This is a genomic window from Cohnella kolymensis (genome assembly GCF_000829465.1).
Classification (GTDB): Bacteria; Bacillota; Bacilli; order Paenibacillales; family Paenibacillaceae; genus Cohnella; species Cohnella kolymensis.
The window spans coordinates 105,148-121,560 of record NZ_JXAL01000003.1; the positions used below are offsets into that span (position 1 = coordinate 105,148).

The window sequence follows — 16,413 nt, forward strand, 5'->3', positions numbered from 1 at the left end:
CAGGTGAATACAATACGTAAGGCGATCATTCCGGCGGCAGGATTCGGAACCCGGTTTTTGCCCGCTACCAAGTCCCAGCCGAAAGAAATGCTGCCTTTGATCAATAAGCCGGCTATCCAATACATTGTGGAGGAAGCGGTCGCATCCGGCATTCAGGATATTCTCATTGTGACGGGACGCAACAAACGGGCGATTGAAGATCACTTCGATCACAATGTGGAGCTGGAATATTTTCTGAAAGAGCAGGGTAAATGGTCGGAATATGAGGAAGTGTTGGAGATAGCCAAAATGGCGGACATCCACTTCATACGGCAAAAGGAGCAGCGCGGACTTGGACACGCCGTGTTATGCTCCCGTTATTTTGTGGGTAACGAACCCTTCGCGGTTCTTCTCGGCGACGATATTATCGATAACCGGTCCAGCCCGGCGCTTCGGCAGATGATCGGTCAATTTGAGACTCACGGTAAGACCGTCATCGGCGTACAGCCTGTGTTGCCTGAAGAGGTATCCAAGTATGGCGTGATCGCGGGCAGGCAGATCGATAACCTTATCTATGAATTGGACGATTTGGTCGAGAAACCGCATGCCGATAAAGCGCCATCGACTTTGGCTATCGTCGGACGTTACATCATTCACCCCGAAATTTTTGATATCTTAGAGGAAACACCGCCCGGACGGGGCGGGGAAATACAACTAACGGATGCCTTAAAGACCCTTTGCCTTAGCCACGGCATGCAGGCGCGTCTTTTGGATGGGGAGCGCCACGACATCGGGGACAAATGGGGATATGTAAAAGCTACTCTGTCGCTGGCCATGCGGAGCGTGGATTTGCGGGACAAGCTGCATGATTTTTGGCTGGAGCAGTGGAAGGATTCCATAAAGTAACAGTAGAGCAGAGACAAATTGTTTGTGTACCCACAGTACCTCCCGTTTGCCGGGAGGACTTTTTGCGTTCACAAATCAGGCTATGTGACACGCGCTGATCGTCTTTCCAGATTTTTTGAGAAGGGAGGTGTATATAACAATCTGAAATAAAACACTATGATGGAGTAGCTCCATTGTTCATTCAGGCGCAAACGCATCGCCTCTTTTTTCGTTTCCTCATCCTACCGTTAAACTTCTACCCTTTCTTTGGCGGCATCAGATAGGGCAGGCTCACAGCCGAATGCTATCGTTCAAATCAAAGTAGAGGGTACCAGCTATTCTTTACCTTTGAGTGTGTTGAAGAATGTACCAAGGGATGCGGTAATCTCCATCACCATCACGAAGATATCCGGAAAAAGAAATGACGATCTGAATAACGAGGCCGGAAAGCAAGGATTGCAGACGCTGCTGAAAAATTCGTTCGACTACCATTTTAACTTGAATGGTAACGAAGTAACGGAATTCAACGGCCATTATGTGGTTCGCACGTTCTCCTTGCCATCGAAGGTAGATCCCAATCACGCTACTGCGGTTTGGGTTGATGCGAACAATAAGTTTCATTTTATCCCGTCGATTTTTTCCAACTCGAACAGCTTGATGGAAGTAACGATCCATTCTCCGCATAACAGTATTTATACGGTTATTCAGTCCAATAAAAGTTTTACGGACATGAATAATCACTGGGCCAAAGCGGATGTGGAATTGCTGGCGAATAAGCTCATTGTGTATGGAGTGACCGATACCCGTTTTGCACCGGATCATTTTGTTACACGCGCCGAGTTTGCAGCACTGCTCGTACGTTCACTTGGGTTTATTGAGGTGAATTCAGGCCAATTGTTTAAAGATGTTAAAGCAACGGATTGGTATGCAGGGGCAGTAGGCGCAGCATATAAGGCGGGATTGATTGCCGGCAATGAAGATGGAACCTTCCTGCCAAATGAGAAAATTACGCGTGAGCAGATGGTTGTGATGATCGCACGGGCACTTAAGGTTGGGGGAAAAGAACAAAAAGCCGAGGCAAATGTGTTAGATAAATTCAGCGACCGTGCCGAGATTGCAGATTGGGCGGCAGACGCGGCAGCCCAAACGGTTAATGCCGGTATTATCCAAGGCGTGGATTCGACATTTGCCGCCAAGAAGAATGCTACGCGCGCTCAAAGCGCCGCAATGCTGAAGAGAATGCTGCAATACCTGCAATTCATAAACTAATGGACCGCAGGGCTATCTCCAAGTGTTCTTGGGGGGTAGCCCTTTCTCATTAAGCAAATCTTTCAGATCGCCCATCGCCTCGCTGCGGGAACGATAGTACGTTGCGCGGCTGCCGCATCCGCAGTTAGCGAGGGTGTTTCCCACAAAAGCTGAAGTAGTGCCTGTTTTCTCCGGGTGAGCGGCAATAGAGGCGGATCCTGGAAAATGATGCTCTGCAGCTTCTGCTGCAAATCAGGACCGCTGCAATTCAACTTTCGTGCAAGTTCAGACCGTTCCAAAGCAGCGGCATGGCTGACTAATGACAGTGCGGCTTGGACGTCTCCCTCCGTAAAATCGGAGTCCATGCTTTCTTGACTTTCAGTGGGAGAGACTGCCTTGAGAAAAGCAAGCACATATTCACCGAAATCCAAGCTGCGCAAATCCTGCTCATGCACACTGGCGCCATAAGAGGGATGATCCTCAGGTAAACCGGAAAGCGATCGCTTCCGAAACCCCAAATTGAGAAGCAGTTCGTCCGTATCCTCCAGTTTCGTGACGACGACGGAGCGCATGCCGGCAGCCGAAAGGCGGGATAAACTATCGGTGATCAGCATACCGTTCAATTCGTAGAATGAATAATCGGGATCGCTGATAGCGGCAGCAGCCAACAATTGATAGAAAGTATCCGATTGTTCAAGACTCAATTGTTTCATGCGCTCGGCTTCATTCGAAAAACAGGCGTCCAGAACGCCGGGCATAAAGGGCTCCAAAAAATCCATCGTTTCCCGATAGAGCAGCAAGCCGGTCATAAAAGCTAACGGAATCCCCTCTGCCGAGCGAAAGATACGTATGCCCTCCGGAAACCGTTCAGCCAATGAACCTATAAAGTCGTGAATTTTAGCGGCGGATTCAAGAGAAAGGGCCGTCTGACCTTGTTCGATTATCAGTCGTTGCAGGTGGGGCAGATCGCCGTTTCGAAACGAATCCATCGTAAAGGATGACGGATCGGCTGTGAAAATTGAAATGGAACCGTACCGAAAAGCTTCCCGGCAAATGGACAACAAATTAGCGGCAATCCTTTCGTCTCGGATATCAGCTGCTCGAGCTTGCCGTTTTTGGCCAACCCCCTGTTTGTATAAAATTCTAACGCCTCTCGCCGAGAAATGGGGGCTAAGCGCATTTGCCTGACCCGCCCACGCCAAGCCAGATCATTTTTCCAATCCATTGCCAAGTCCTGCCTTGACGCTAGAACGACGAGCAGACCAGTCGCGGAGAGCAGGGGCAAAAACACTTCACGCAGCCAGCCTTCTATTCTGTGAAGGTAATCATAGTTATCGATACATAAAAGGGTTCTTTGACGGGACATGGCGGATACGATATCAACACTGTTTGGCAGAGAGGCTTGCAGCGACTCTAAAAATCCGGCGGGCGTCTCCGTGCAGACGCGGCCATCCAGCCAAATGCAAAGCACATTTTCATCTTGAGCCATATTTATAAATTGGAGCATGAGCGCCGACTTTCCAATGCCGCCCATCCCTGAGATAAACAGCACCTCGGTGGGAGCAGCCTTCTGTGTCAACCAATTCAGCATATAGCTGCGCTCCAGTTCTCTCCCCACAAACAAACGGTTTCGCTCAATGGTCAACGCTTCTTTGAGACTCGGCATGATCGATCACCTGTATTTTCGATTCGAATTAGCATGCTCTGATATTACAGAATATTTCGATATAAGGAGGCCCGATTCCTTTATGAGTAGTGAGCATTAACGAATAATCCAGGGCATCTAGCCAGAAGCACAAGAATCCTTCCCAGGTGACGCGATAGCGTCATCACTTGGGGAGGTTTTTCTTTTTCCGCTGATCGACGATTACCTTATCCCATACCTATTCTCGATGGACGAATAGGATATAGTATTCTACGCGAAGGGAGAGCGATCTACATGTCAAGCTTCCGCCGTGACAAGGAAAGAGCGATTCGAGAGTTAAGGCGTGCACAGGACGAGCTGGAAGAAGCGATTGATTTCATCCGGAGAAACCGGTTCGAAAGAGCGGAAAACGAAATCGCCGGAGCATTATTTTTTCTAGGCAGAGCGATTCGCAGAATCAACAGAGCAGAAAGAAGAGATTAACTTCAAACATGGACAAATAAGCCGCTCGGCGGCTTGATTGTCCGTTTTTTTTTCTTACATAGTAATGTGATCAAGGTCATGATTACTCTCAATCCGTACAAGACATCCGCATAATTAGCGATCAGCTATGCGATAGTCCTGTCCGTTCAAGTGTCCTTGCCATATGTTAGGGGTGTGATGATCAATCACATGACAATCCCGACAAGGCGGTGATTTTTAATGGCATACGCAGGTGGTGCTGGATACGGCGGCGGCCGTATTGCAGCGTTTGCTCTGGTGCTCTTCATTCTGTTGGTGATCATCTTGGCTTCTGGAATTTGTTAAGTTAGAATTTCTCCTGAAGCATTTGACCATCGATTGACCGCCGGGATACATGTAGATGACAACTGAACGCTGACATCGGCGCGACGTCACACTCGAAAGGCTTCGGCAGGTATGTCGAGGCTTTTTTCTTTATTCGGACCGAAATGCCAGCGTAACCTATTGAAAGAAGGAGCACATGCATGGCACTAAATAATCGCCTCACTCCGTTTGTCGATCGCCTTCCTATTCTTCCTACTCTTAAGCCTACATCTAAAGGTCGAAAATCCACCTATTATAAAGTAAGTATGAAAGAATTTTATCAAAAACTTCATCGCGATCTCCCGCCTACCCGCTTATGGGGATACAATGGAATGTATCCGGGCCCTACTTTCGACGTGATGAAAGGTGAAAAAGCATTTGTCAAATGGCTCAACGATCTGCCTTCAAAGCACTTTCTCCCTATTGATACGACCGTTCATGGTGCAGAAAAGACTGTTCCGGAGACTAGAACCGTTGTTCATTTACATGGCGGTAGAACACCGCCCCATAGTGACGGGTATCCCGATGCCTGGTTTACGCGAAATTTTAAACAAACGGGTCCTTTCTTTGAAAGGAAAATATATGAGTATCCGAACATCGAACGTGCCACTACTCTTTGGTATCATGATCACACGATCGGAATTACAAGATTGAATATGTATGCAGGACTCGTTGGATTCTATCTGATCCGGGATAAAAACGAACGATCTTTGAATCTTCCAAAGGACAGATATGAAATACCTCTCCTCATACAGGATCGTTCTTTTAACAAGGATGGTTCATTGTTTTATCCAAAAAAAGCCGACACCAGCTGCTCCGAATCTTCCTACTCCTTCTATCGTGCCTGAATTTTTCGGTGATACAATCTTGGTAAATGGAAAGGTTTGGCCCTTTTTAGAAGTAGAGCCCCGCAAATATCGTTTCCGCTTGCTTAACGCTTCAAATGCCCGCTTTTACCGATTAACACTTACCTCCGGTCAGTCCTTTATTCAAATCGGAACGGATGGGGGTCTGTTGCGATCACCCGTACGTGTGAAAAAAATTCTTCTAGCACCAAGCGAACGAGTTGATGTTATCATTGATTTTTCCAAGTTTAAAGGGCAAACCATCACCTTGACTAATGATGCTCCAGCCCCTTTCCCTGACGGAGATCCCGCTAATTTGGATCCTAATACGACAGGGCTGATTATGCAATTTAGGGTTACATTACCTCTTAAAGGCAAAGATAACAGTTCCATTCCCTCTCGCTTAAGTCGAATTTCTTCGTTACCCGAGAACCAAGCGCGTAAAATCAGGATCTTGCTTTAGTGCAAACGATGGACCGATTTGGGCGACAAATGCTCTTGCTGGATAATAAGAGATGGATGGATCCCGTCACAGAGAAGCCGCGAGTGGATAGTATTGAAATATGGAATTTAATTAACACAACAACAGATACACATCCTATCCATGTCCATTTGATTGATTTTCGAATATTGAACAGGCAGCCTTTTAATGTACAACAGTTTAATGAAACAGGTGAAATTGTTTTCACAGGGTCTCCTGTGTCTCCAACCCCTGGTGAACGAGGCCTAAAAGATACAGTAAGGGCCAATCCCGGAGAGGTTACCCGCATTATTGCACGTTTTGGTCCCTTTACCGGACGATACGTTTGGCATTGTCACATGTTGGAGCATGAAGATCAGGAGATGATGCGGCCGTTTATCGTTAAAAAGAAATGATCGAAAGGCTTCGGCAGCTGTGTCGAAGCTTTTTTGTTGCAAACAATGCTAGCGGTGAAAGCGAGATAGGTGGTGCGCTAAAAATGTTTTAATTTACCAATGGCCGCTTATTCGGGAACTAAAGTATGATTAAATGTAACTAAGATGCGATCGATGAAAGGTTGGTTTCATTGTCCGGAGATAAGGCGTGGATGATTAGTAGGAATGATGAACTCCTGGAAAATGCAAGATGGTCAATCATTTCGTTTATGAAAGCAATAACGCGCGGAAACTTGACTCAACGACACTACGAATACTGGCGTGAATCGAATGGTGATCCAAGCAGATATATGCCTGCAGACCGCATATCTTCGATGTTTAAAGGAGGATGGAGCAAAGCAATAAACTACGGAACACTGGTATTAGCTAATCTTGAGCGAAATAATTGTGTGGTATCCGTTCAAAAAGCATATAAAGCACTGGGAAAAATTCCGTCCCAAAGTTCCTATGATAAATGGTACAAGAAAGCAGTCATTGGGGATAAAGATATCTTTTCTAGTTCAGATATTCTTCTGATAGAGGGTTCTTGGGACGCTGTTATAACAAAAGCAGAGGTTCACATCGAAGAGGAAAAAAGGCTGCAGATCGAAGCCGAGACAAGGCTGCCGCTCGACGAAGAGACAAGGCTGAAAATTGAAGAGCAAGAATGGCTCAAGGCGCAAGAAGAAAAATGGCTGCAGATCGAACAGGAGAAAGAGATCAAGAGCATCGCAGGCAAGCCAAAACCTGCTAAAAGAGTTGCGAAGAGCAAAAGTGAAAAGGAAATTTCCTTGCTCATTAAACAAATTAGGTATCTTTCAAAAAGAATTAATCGGAAGCCGAGTATACCAGAGTGGAATACATATGCAACAGTGCATGAATTTCAACAGGTAAATAAACGAAGTGTCTCAACCGAGTTACAATCATGGATCGATACCTCAAGTAATAAAGACTTTGATTTTTCAGTAAAATTTTATAAGCCGGACGCAATTATGTGCATTCGAAGATGTCAAGTTGCAAGACCCTTTACGCATCTTCCGTTGTTGCATCATTATGCAGCTTATTTTCGCTGGAAGGAACGTCAAAGCTTTCCTACGCCAAGCTTAACGGACATTGATCTGTTATTTGGCAATTGGAGAAATGCTTTGGTACAGGCAGGCTTGTGGTATTAATGAGTGTTATGGTGGGGCTGTGTCACCAAGATAATTATTTTCAAAAGATTGCCATTTTAAGGGTGAGCTAGTATAGTGAAACTACCCGATAAAGTGAATTTATGAGTTTATACATATCAGGCAAAGTTTAAACATATCTATCACCTAGATATATCTGGGAGGTAGATAGAGTGAGTAAGAAAAATGAGGAGAAGGAAATGGCAACTTACACACAGGACAAAAAGAATGAAAAAAAACTGTGGCCGAAGTTAATCCGGCATTTTTGAAAACTGCCAAGCGCCTTCCTGTTCAAGACGGAAAAAATAGTTCTTGATAGAAAAAAATCCTGACCATGTTAAATGGGCAGAAGGATACGATAATTAACAGATGAAGATACTTCCAATGGACATCTTTGAAATTTATCGGGAATAAGAGTGTAATCGAGAGAAACGATTATCGTGGCCCTCTACAGCCCGACGATTGGAATAATGTAATTAAGAAGTCAGATGAATATGCTGCGTTTTGTGAACATCTGGCTAAGGTTGCAGCGAAAAGATCGAGAAAGAAACAATATAAATAGAAAGATCATAAAAAGAACCTTCCGTGTACATTCGGAAGGTTCTTTTGTATGCCGAAGTATAGATTCTCTTTTTCCATGAATAGTTAAATAAAGGAAATTGTATCTTTTTGTCGAATAACTCTTCTGTAGACTTATCCGTTTTTCATCTGCAGAAGAGGAAGGTTAGAACATGAAGAACATTGTTTTGTTGTCGCTAGTATTATTATTCTGTATCGTCCCGGCGGCGACTGCTGCTCCCAAAGAGATCTCTGTGTATCTTGACGGAATGAAATTGCAATTCTCCAGCAAACCGTTTCAGACGGAAGGAACGACACTTGTCCCTTTTCGAGCCATTTTTGAAGCGCTTGATGCAGACATTAGCTATAATTCGAAAACCAAGACGGTAAAAGCAACAAAAGAGGATGTCACGATTCAATTGATCCTCGGTCAAACGGTGGCGTTCCGGAATGGCGATGCGATTAAGTTATTTACCAAACCAAGAAGCGTCTCGGGTGTTACCTTTGTTCCGCTGCGATTCATAAGTGAATCATTCGGTTGTACGATCGGCACGAGCGGCAATCAAATCTTCATCAAATCGCCGCCGACTGCAGGCACCCCGACCCCGGCGCCGACCCCGACACCGACACAAGATCCAAGCACAGGATCGACCCCGCCGGCGCAGTCCTCACCCAAAGCTTTATCCAAAGAGGAAGTGGGCAAACTCTCGAATCGCGTCGTCTACATCGAGGTATTCGATGGGAATGGGAGAACACTTGGCAGCGGCAGCGGAGTTGTTATCGGCTCTGAAGGCGAAATTATAACGAACTATCATGTCATTGATGAAGCAGCTAGCGTAAGAGTCGATTTTAATGATGAGAGGTCATTTACAACTTCAACGTTGCTGATACAAGACCCGCAAAGAGATCTGGCGCTTTTAAAAATACCCGCAACCGGTCTCCCTGCCGTCACAATCGGAAACTCATCGACCCTGGACCTGGGCGAAGAAGTGGTAGCGATCGGTTCGCCGCTTGGCTTTAAAAACTCGCTGACATCGGGCGAGGTGAGCACCACATCCCGGATGGTTGACGGTCATAATTTCATTCAAATCTCCACTCCGATCGATCACGGCAGCAGCGGCGGCGCTTTGTTCAACATGCAAGGAGAACTTGTCGGCATAACGTCGGCCGGAGTGCAAAGCTCAGCTGCGATTAATCTTGCGATCCCATCCAATGATGTCACGACTTTTTTGGCAAAGAGCAGGTCACCGCAAGCTCTGTCCGTTCCGAAACAGACAGCTTCTAAGCTAAGTGCCGCGGAAATGGAAAGCTATTTGAATGCCAACTATAACGTTCTTACATACGAGGATCTCAAGCTTAGTTTTAAATGGATGGTCATTATGTCCGACGAGGGCGATCGATATTTGATCGGAGGCACCATGTACGATGGAACGGAGTGGGCGGACTGGATCGACTACCAAATAGAGGATCGGACAGTTTGGCCAAGTATGCTCTATTACATGTCCGAAGAATTACGTACGGATCTCGGCGTAACCGAAAGCTTCTTCACGCTGTATTTAAACACTCATTTTGATTTCTATCCTTCCGCTTTTCCGGCCGGTTCCATAAAATCGGAGTATCCGGGGTATAGACTGGATTATAATTTCATCTACGGCTCAATGGATTACTCAACCGGTTATTTGCACTTTAACTTGACGCCTGAAGATCCTAATCAAAGCGAGACAATGAGAATGCAGTAAATCCACACAGTTTAACCTTATCCATCATCGAAGTGTACAACTGCTCTCGCCTGCTCTCAGGCGGGAGCCTTTTTTTGTCGACAAGCTATTGAAGCATAGACCCGATCTCTACCATTTTGTGCTTAGAGATATAAGCAGGTTTGTCGTAGTTTAAGAAATGAATCATGTACGTATCCCCGCAATGAGTTATTTTTTCGAGACGTTCAATGTTTATGATATAAGATCGATGGGATTGGACAAAAGGATAATCCAGCTTTTCCATAACGGCACCCAGCGTATCTGCGGTTTCGTACGTTTTATTTACGGTATGAATGTACGTCTTTTTACCGACTTTTTCGATGAAGATAATATCTTCGGTCGGTATGATGTAAGTAGTCCGCTCAGCTTTGATGAACAATTTCTTTTGCATGACGGCGGCGGATCCATACTGGTTTTGCTTGTTTCCGCGAATCATTTGTCTGGCTTTGTCGAGAGAGGATCTTAACCGAATCAATTCTACCGGCTTCATGATGTAATCTAATGCAGAGATCTCGAATGCTTCGACCGCATATTTTTCGTAACCTGTTATGAAGATGACTTGCAGATGGGGAGCCCGCTTCAAGCAGCTTTTGATCGCCTCAAGTCCGCTCAACTTGGGCATGGAAATGTCAACAAGTACGACGTCAGGAGCATGAGCTCCCACGCGGCACAATAGCTCCTTGCCGTCCGCCGCCTCATCCAGAACGATGATATTTGGCAGACATTCAAGCATCCTTCTCAGCAACTGGCGACTGCCGGCATGGTCATCCGCGATGATGACTTTCAACAGTTCCATGGCCTGGTCGCACCTCTTTCCGGCTGAAGTAAGTAGCGCTGAATCAGGTGGCGGAGGGAGACAAAATCAATCGGCTTCGTAAGATAATGCTCCAGGCCGTGCGCGTGCGCTGCTTGAATATCTCCAGGCATCCCGCTGGCACTGATGGCAACAACCGGAATGCGGTGCAGGACCGGATGCTTCTGAAGTTGTCTAAACACTTGAAACCCGTTCATTCGCGGCAGCTGAATGTCGAGCAGAATCAAATCTGGAACATGTCGATTTGCAAGGCTTAATCCCAACTCCCCAGTACCGGCGGTCAGCATGCGAAAATTCGGAAAGCGGCTGAAGTACCGTTTCATCAAAAGTACATTCGGCTGATTGTCCTCGATATACAGAACGGTTTTACTTAATACAGCATCAGATTCTGGTGTGGGTAAGTTCACGTATTGATGGTGAAGTTCTGACCTTGCCGAAGAAATCAAGGGCAGCTCAAACCAGAAGCTGCTGCCTTCTCGAAGCTCGCTTGACAATCCAATGCGCCCATCCATAAGCTCAATCAACTGCTTGACGATCGATAAACCGACACCGCTGCCCTCAACATCATGCTGCCGGCGACCCCGGCGAAAAGGTTCAAAGATGACCTTGAATTGGCCAGGCGCGATCCCAATTCCAGTGTCGCGAATGACGAAACGCAACCGGTCTTGACTGGTGCTGCAACTCAAATAGATTCTTCCGCCATTGACATTGTATTTGATAGCGTTGGAGAGCAAATTGGAGATCACTTGTTGCAGGCGTACGGCATCAGCGAAAATAAATTTATCAAAATCGGCCGGTATATCCGTTATCAGATGAATCTCTTTTTCCAGAAGCATCGGCTGCAGATGGGCAATACAGTTGTTTACAATCGGCAAAATTTCAACCGGCTGCAGAGACAGCGCTAAGTCACCATTTTCGATTCGTGAAAGATCCATGACATCGTTCATGATATGACGCAGCAGCTGTGCGGCTTTTGTAATTTCTCTCACATCTTGTTTTTGCGGCTCTGTTAGATCAGACATTGCCAGCAACTCGGCAAAACCCGTGATCGCATTCAGCGGAGTACGAAGCTCGTGGTTCATTTTCGATAAAAATTCTGATTTCGACCGATTCGCCCTTTCGGCTTCCTCCTTCGCCCTGATCAAGGACTCTTCCATCTGTTTACGTTCTGAAATATCGATGATGATGCCCGACATTCCTGAGATGTCATCCGAAGCATTCAAACTAATCTGCGGCTGCACCTGTACCCAGCGGAGTCCCGAATGTTTAGTGCGGATTTTTGTCTCCCACGTCTTTCCGTTCAGCACATGAAGGAAGTCATTGAGGGATCTCTGTTTTCTTTTATCGATGTTGATGTTAAACCACTGAAATACATCTTTCCCTAAGCTTTCTTCTAACGTATAACCGGTAATTTTCGTCCATGCCGGGTTCAAAAATTGCCAAGTCAAATCAGGGGATACCTGGAAAATGACCTTGCTTAGATTTTCTACCAGCGATGAATATTGATCTCGTTTTCTTGTCAATTGCTTTAGAATCGCATCGTTTTCCATTAACGTGATTACATGCCGTACCATCAACAACAGCACTGCCAAGAACACTAAAATTTTTATTTCAAGAAGATCAATCCAAAGTGAGTAGATGATGAGTAAAGCGCCTATGCACATGGAGGGGAGGGCGAGCTTTATTGTAGAAAGCGGACTTCTTGGCTGCGCTCGCGGTGTTGAATCCTCAGCCGGAACTTTTTTATACATTAAAGCGGCAACACCAATCAGCAATAAACCCAGCGATATGAGCGGATCAAATACACTGTAGTCTGGTCTATTGTGTAAAACAAAAAGACTGTAGCCGAAATTACCCAAAATAAAGCAAGCCCCCCCCGACAACGCCATCGTCGCCAACTTGGGCAGCAGTGCGGGTTTGTGGTTAAATACCAGAACAACGCTTGCAAAAGCCATACATTTAATCTCGCCGAAATACACGAGATTAAATGTATTCTCCCGTGTAAATTGCCAGGCATGCGCATGCCTCAAGCCAACCCAGAACAGCACCGAAGTGAGGAACAACATGATCAGGGTATTCAGGCAGAATTGAACGGATTGCATGACGTTCGTCATCTGTCTGATTTTTATAATGAGCGCCATAAGATATAACAAAAAACAAAGCAAAAACAAGTTGTCTTCCAGATATTCGAGCGGCTCAAGCGTATGGTTGATCATTTCGTTATAAATCCAGGCACCAACACCAAGCATAAAGCTGGCTAGCGCGCAGATCATGGTCAGCGAGAACGCTTTATTATGAGTAGCTACACCACGATGCAAACTGAGCAGGCACATGAAATTAAAGATGCAAGCGCCCAATACAAGAACAGATGAACCCCATTTCATCAGTTCAAGCTGATCCCAAAACAATAAGATCCAGGCGGCATGGACAATCAGATGAAAACAGACATAGTACACCGGCAGTGTTATACGCTTGATCATCTAAATATCACCTGAATTCAATGGTTTGAATTTTATTATTTTCCTCTTTATGGTAAAAACATATGCTCTTATTCATCGAACATGCCTTAATCATAGTTGCTATAAAATGTTATTAATTGGCTAAATTCTTGGCACATTTGACTTATCAAGTGATATCAACTGGCGTGAATACAACACTGAATGGCTGTGTGCGGGTTCGACAAACGGCTGCTATCCGAATTATGATGGGTTCACAGTTTTTCTCAATGACTGGAACTAATCAAAGGTGGCGGTTGACTGCGTGCCATGGACAGAAGCTGCGCGCCTTGTGTATGACGCGGGTGCCAGTGTTGTTACAGATGAAGTATTGATGTCTGTTCCTGCGGATGCGGGGCAGCGCTGTGCACAGTGCGGTCAGACCTATCCTCGAATGGTCCCTATGCATCGTCTCGATCTTTCCCGCTACACTTCATGGGATAGGCATAAACAGCGCAGCAGCAGAGCGTTTTGTCTCCCGTGCGCGTGTATTTTGAGATCGGATGTCTTTCGCAAAAAGGATATCGTCGCCTCGCCTGCCGGCGTGGAGCTGTTGCAGCGCAAATTCTCGGAGGACCGGCAGCGGTTGATCAATATTATATTCAGGGACATTCCTGAGCCGCCCTTTATCATTTGTATACCGCTTGATTACAGAAAACATATCATGCCTGCCGCAAGGATCAACTATGACCGCAATGAGTTTCACATCCAATACGGCGAATATTCGGTATGCGTCCAACCATCCCGCCACACTCCAATGTTTCAAGAGGTGAGCCGTCTTTATTCGGAAGGATGTACTCGTCAGCAGATTTGGAATTCCGCCTTTCGGCACTTCCGCACGGGCCTTTCAGAATATCATCCCTCTTCGCTGCTGCTGCTTCTGCTGGAATTGGCTAGGGAGGGGGAATGTCATGCCGGCGATGATACGGATTGAAGGTACTATAAAAGCATTACAGCCGATTATTCATAGTGCGAACACAAGCGATCCCGGTTTGCTGCCCAGGGATAATGTTCGAGCTCACCGCAAAATGAAGGTGAACTATGAAGGCATCCCGGTAACGGTACCCGTAATCAGCGGCAACAGCATACGCGGAATCTTGCGCCGTTTAGGGGCTGAATGGCTCATACGGCAACTCGGCCTCGCTCCGGATCATCTATCTCCGAAACTGTATTATTTATTGTTTGCCGGAGGCGCACTCGAGAAAGGGGATAAAAAAGGCAGACCGAAAGCGGGGGTGAATGAATCTTCAGCAATCAGGCCAACGGCACTACAAGAGCTGCGGAAGAACCTGCCGTTGCTTTCTCTGCTGGGCTGCGCCTATCAAGTGAATATGATGGAATCCAAATTGAAAGTGGATTTTGCAGTGCCTTATGTGGATGAGGTCGCATCGTTGTATGGAAAACCCGCACCGGGTAAAACCGCTAACCAGATTACGGAATGGATTCACTATTCACGCATGGATCAGCATGATACGGAAGGCACTTCAAACCGGATGATCTTTCAATACGAGTACATCGTGCCGGGGACGGAGTTTATACACGGCTTTACACTCATCGGGACCAGCGAGCTTGAAAATTCGCTCTTCTCTCATCTCTTGGAACTGTTTAGCGGATACGGCTTTCTCGGAGGGAGGTCGGCCCAGGGCCACGGCAAAGTGTGCATGAATTATGCCAGTGACCACAGCACAGTGCCGGCAATGTATGTAACCCACGTTCAGGAGCACAAGACAGATATTATCGAGTTTATGCGAACGTTGTGGGGTGATCGATTGTGATTGCTTCTATCGTACTTCGTTTTGCCGCTGAACAACTCTCAGCATCCCATTCGATCTTCCCCGTTCAAATTCACCGCTTTATTTATGAAAAAATGAATCACAGCAAACTTGCGCGATATTACCACGATTCACCGTCCAGCCCTTTCGCTGTGAAACGAATCACTTTTGTTGCAGCCACGGTCATGGAACTGCAAATCATTTTCTTTCACTTTGAGCTGTTTCAAGCGTTCTGCGCAACTTGCCGAACAGGAGAGACTGTCATTGGCGGCGAGGTGAAGCTGCATCTTACAGCAATAGCCGTACATCCTGAAGACCACCCGGACGCCGGACTTGTATCTTATGAAAGTTTAAATCATATGCCTTTGAAACGCGGCATTCGGCTTTATTTTCGGCATGCGGCTTTTCACAATGGAGGACACACGATCGTTCTGCCCATTCCGCATTATATCGTGAAGAGCTTGCTTCGTAAGTGGATGCAAGCGGGCGGACAACGACTCGTGGAGAAAGAAGTTTGCGATCAACAGTTGGCATCGGGGTTACGGATCACCTCTCATCAGATCTATACACAGCCATATTCACTTCAACCCTCTGTAAAAATAACCACTTTTTCAGGAAACGTACATGTTTTGAACACCCATGAGGATGTCTCGTTACAGAGAGCTCTTCAGAAGCTTATTTATTTCGCGCATTATTCCGGTGTCGGATGGAAATGTGCTTATGGCATGGGAGGTGTCGACGTTCATCCTCTCTGAGATGGATCCTCGCCAATTGGAGAATCTTCAAATCACTTTTCACGTCATGTCGGAAATGATCGTGCCCGAGTATCCGATCCCTCTGGAGACGCTATTGATCTACAGCAACTATTCAGCAGATGCACAAGCTGAGCGTACCGAGACACCGGCGGATCTTCCTGTAGCGCGGCACCCGAGTGCGCCTGAGCTGTACATGGCCAGTATCGGATTTATTCATTCCGCCGGCAGGCATATGCAATTTTTTACGAAAAATATCGCGGCCAAAAAGCAACTGTGGAAGGCGCCCTCTGCACGCGTCGATCTAACGGGCGGTTTCTTTAAAGCGTATCATACGAGGTTATTCACACTCATTCCACCGGTGACAGTCACCTTCTATGCCTATGGAAAGAGGGATGCGATTGACGAACTGGTTCACCGTATCCCTGCGCTTGGCTCCAAGCGCGGTCATGGTTTCGGCAAAGTGAGCAGCGTTCACATCACACAAATCGACGACAACTTATCTTGGATTCATCAAGATCGGCCCATGCGTGCGATTCCGGTCCGTCTGTATCCTGATCGAATCAAAGATTGGTACTATACCGTTTGGAATCTGATCCCGCCGAGTTATTCAGCGCAAGGGAGAGAACTGTGTTATGTTCCGCGACAGGATGAATGGCTTTCGGTTGTTAATAATAGAGGGCCTTCGGTCTGGGAGACAGACACTCTGCCAGTTGCAAAACCGTTAAAGTCCAAACGCGGTAAAAGCAGACATCTATGGCAGGAGGAATAGCGA

13 protein-coding genes and 1 pseudogene are annotated in these 16,413 nt (G+C 46.4%); 10 read left to right on the top strand and 4 right to left on the bottom strand.

The window, feature by feature from the left end:
* Positions 1-3: 3 nt before the first annotated feature.
* Together galU and SD71_RS04490 are read left to right on the top strand one after the other, a co-directional pair.
* Positions 4-885 carry a UTP--glucose-1-phosphate uridylyltransferase GalU gene (galU, locus tag SD71_RS04485; protein ID WP_052475938.1) on the top strand — a complete coding sequence of 294 codons (882 nt, stop codon included), beginning with the start codon at positions 4-6 and terminating at the stop codon, positions 883-885.
* Between the two features lie 336 nt (positions 886-1,221).
* Complete coding sequence (locus SD71_RS04490; RefSeq protein WP_152619335.1) at positions 1,222-2,133, top strand: S-layer homology domain-containing protein; 912 nt, start codon at positions 1,222-1,224, stop codon at positions 2,131-2,133.
* Positions 2,134-2,195: 62 nt separating this feature from the next.
* Here the strand turns inward: SD71_RS04490 and SD71_RS04495 are convergent, their stop codons facing one another.
* Complete coding sequence (locus SD71_RS04495) at positions 2,196-2,921, bottom strand: chalcone isomerase family protein (protein WP_041060215.1); 726 nt, start codon at positions 2,919-2,921, stop codon at positions 2,196-2,198.
* A gap of 134 nt (positions 2,922-3,055) precedes the next feature.
* Positions 3,056-3,778 carry an AAA family ATPase gene (locus SD71_RS04500; RefSeq protein WP_041060218.1) on the bottom strand — a complete coding sequence of 241 codons (723 nt, stop codon included), beginning with the start codon at positions 3,776-3,778 and terminating at the stop codon, positions 3,056-3,058.
* Between the two features lie 273 nt (positions 3,779-4,051).
* Between SD71_RS04500 and SD71_RS04505 the strand changes: the two genes are divergently transcribed.
* From SD71_RS04505 to SD71_RS21915, 4 genes and pseudogenes are all read left to right on the top strand, one after another.
* On the top strand, positions 4,052-4,240 hold the full coding sequence (locus SD71_RS04505; protein WP_041060220.1) for a hypothetical protein: 189 nt from the start codon (positions 4,052-4,054) through the stop codon (positions 4,238-4,240).
* Positions 4,241-4,743: 503 nt separating this feature from the next.
* Positions 4,744-6,303, top strand: a pseudogene (locus SD71_RS04515) (multicopper oxidase family protein).
* Between the two features lie 191 nt (positions 6,304-6,494).
* A complete protein-coding gene (locus SD71_RS04520) occupies positions 6,495-7,493 on the top strand; it encodes a hypothetical protein (RefSeq protein ID WP_041060225.1) in 999 nt (332 codons plus the stop codon).
* A 728-nt stretch (positions 7,494-8,221) separates the two neighbouring features.
* Positions 8,222-9,787 carry a trypsin-like peptidase domain-containing protein gene (locus tag SD71_RS21915; RefSeq protein WP_052475940.1) on the top strand — a complete coding sequence of 522 codons (1,566 nt, stop codon included), beginning with the start codon at positions 8,222-8,224 and terminating at the stop codon, positions 9,785-9,787.
* Positions 9,788-9,872: 85 nt separating this feature from the next.
* On the opposite strand, the gene SD71_RS04530 is transcribed toward SD71_RS21915, so the two are convergent.
* Positions 9,873-10,601 (bottom strand): LytR/AlgR family response regulator transcription factor, encoded by a 729-nt coding sequence (locus SD71_RS04530; protein ID WP_041060228.1) that lies wholly within the window; start codon positions 10,599-10,601, stop codon positions 9,873-9,875.
* Positions 10,589-13,099 (bottom strand): PAS domain-containing hybrid sensor histidine kinase/response regulator, encoded by a 2,511-nt coding sequence (locus SD71_RS21920; RefSeq protein ID WP_052475941.1) that lies wholly within the window; start codon positions 13,097-13,099, stop codon positions 10,589-10,591. Before SD71_RS21920 ends, SD71_RS04530 begins: the two co-directional genes overlap by 13 nt.
* Before the next feature lie 280 nt (positions 13,100-13,379).
* Here SD71_RS21920 and SD71_RS04540 point away from each other — a divergent pair, with 280 nt between their 5' ends.
* Genes SD71_RS04540 through SD71_RS04555 form a run of 4 tightly spaced genes read left to right on the top strand, consistent with a single transcriptional unit; the run spans position 13,380 to position 16,410 of the window.
* Positions 13,380-14,048: a hypothetical protein gene (locus SD71_RS04540; RefSeq protein WP_152619336.1), complete on the top strand. Its 669-nt coding sequence runs from the start codon at positions 13,380-13,382 to the stop codon at positions 14,046-14,048.
* A complete protein-coding gene (locus tag SD71_RS04545) occupies positions 14,026-14,889 on the top strand; it encodes an RAMP superfamily CRISPR-associated protein (RefSeq protein ID WP_041060232.1) in 864 nt (287 codons plus the stop codon). Before SD71_RS04540 ends, SD71_RS04545 begins: the two co-directional genes overlap by 23 nt.
* Positions 14,886-15,641 carry a CRISPR system precrRNA processing endoribonuclease RAMP protein Cas6 gene (gene cas6 / locus SD71_RS04550; protein WP_041060234.1) on the top strand — a complete coding sequence of 252 codons (756 nt, stop codon included), beginning with the start codon at positions 14,886-14,888 and terminating at the stop codon, positions 15,639-15,641. The genes SD71_RS04545 and cas6 overlap by 4 nt, the downstream gene beginning before the upstream one ends.
* Entirely contained in the window at positions 15,607-16,410 is an 804-nt protein-coding gene (locus SD71_RS04555) for a hypothetical protein (RefSeq protein WP_152619337.1), read from the top strand. The genes cas6 and SD71_RS04555 overlap by 35 nt, the downstream gene beginning before the upstream one ends.
* The last annotated feature ends 3 nt before the right edge of the window (positions 16,411-16,413 follow it).

Excerpts from the sequence above, each read along its gene's own strand:
- SD71_RS04495 (WP_041060215.1), bottom strand. The coding sequence starts at position 2,921 with ATGACCGGCTTGCTGCTCTATCGGGAAACGATGGATTTTTTGGAGCCC.
- SD71_RS04505 (WP_041060220.1), top strand. The coding sequence starts at position 4,052 with ATGTCAAGCTTCCGCCGTGACAAGGAAAGAGCGATTCGAGAGTTAAGG.
- SD71_RS04530 (WP_041060228.1), bottom strand. The coding sequence starts at position 10,601 with ATGGAACTGTTGAAAGTCATCATCGCGGATGACCATGCCGGCAGTCGC.
- SD71_RS04545 (WP_041060232.1), top strand. The coding sequence starts at position 14,026 with ATGCCGGCGATGATACGGATTGAAGGTACTATAAAAGCATTACAGCCG.
- SD71_RS21915 (WP_052475940.1), top strand. The coding sequence starts at position 8,222 with ATGAAGAACATTGTTTTGTTGTCGCTAGTATTATTATTCTGTATCGTC.
- SD71_RS04500 (WP_041060218.1), bottom strand. The coding sequence starts at position 3,778 with ATGCCGAGTCTCAAAGAAGCGTTGACCATTGAGCGAAACCGTTTGTTT.
- SD71_RS04555 (WP_152619337.1), top strand. The coding sequence starts at position 15,607 with ATGGCATGGGAGGTGTCGACGTTCATCCTCTCTGAGATGGATCCTCGC.
- SD71_RS04520 (WP_041060225.1), top strand. The coding sequence starts at position 6,495 with ATGATTAGTAGGAATGATGAACTCCTGGAAAATGCAAGATGGTCAATC.
- SD71_RS21920 (WP_052475941.1), bottom strand. The coding sequence starts at position 13,099 with ATGATCAAGCGTATAACACTGCCGGTGTACTATGTCTGTTTTCATCTG.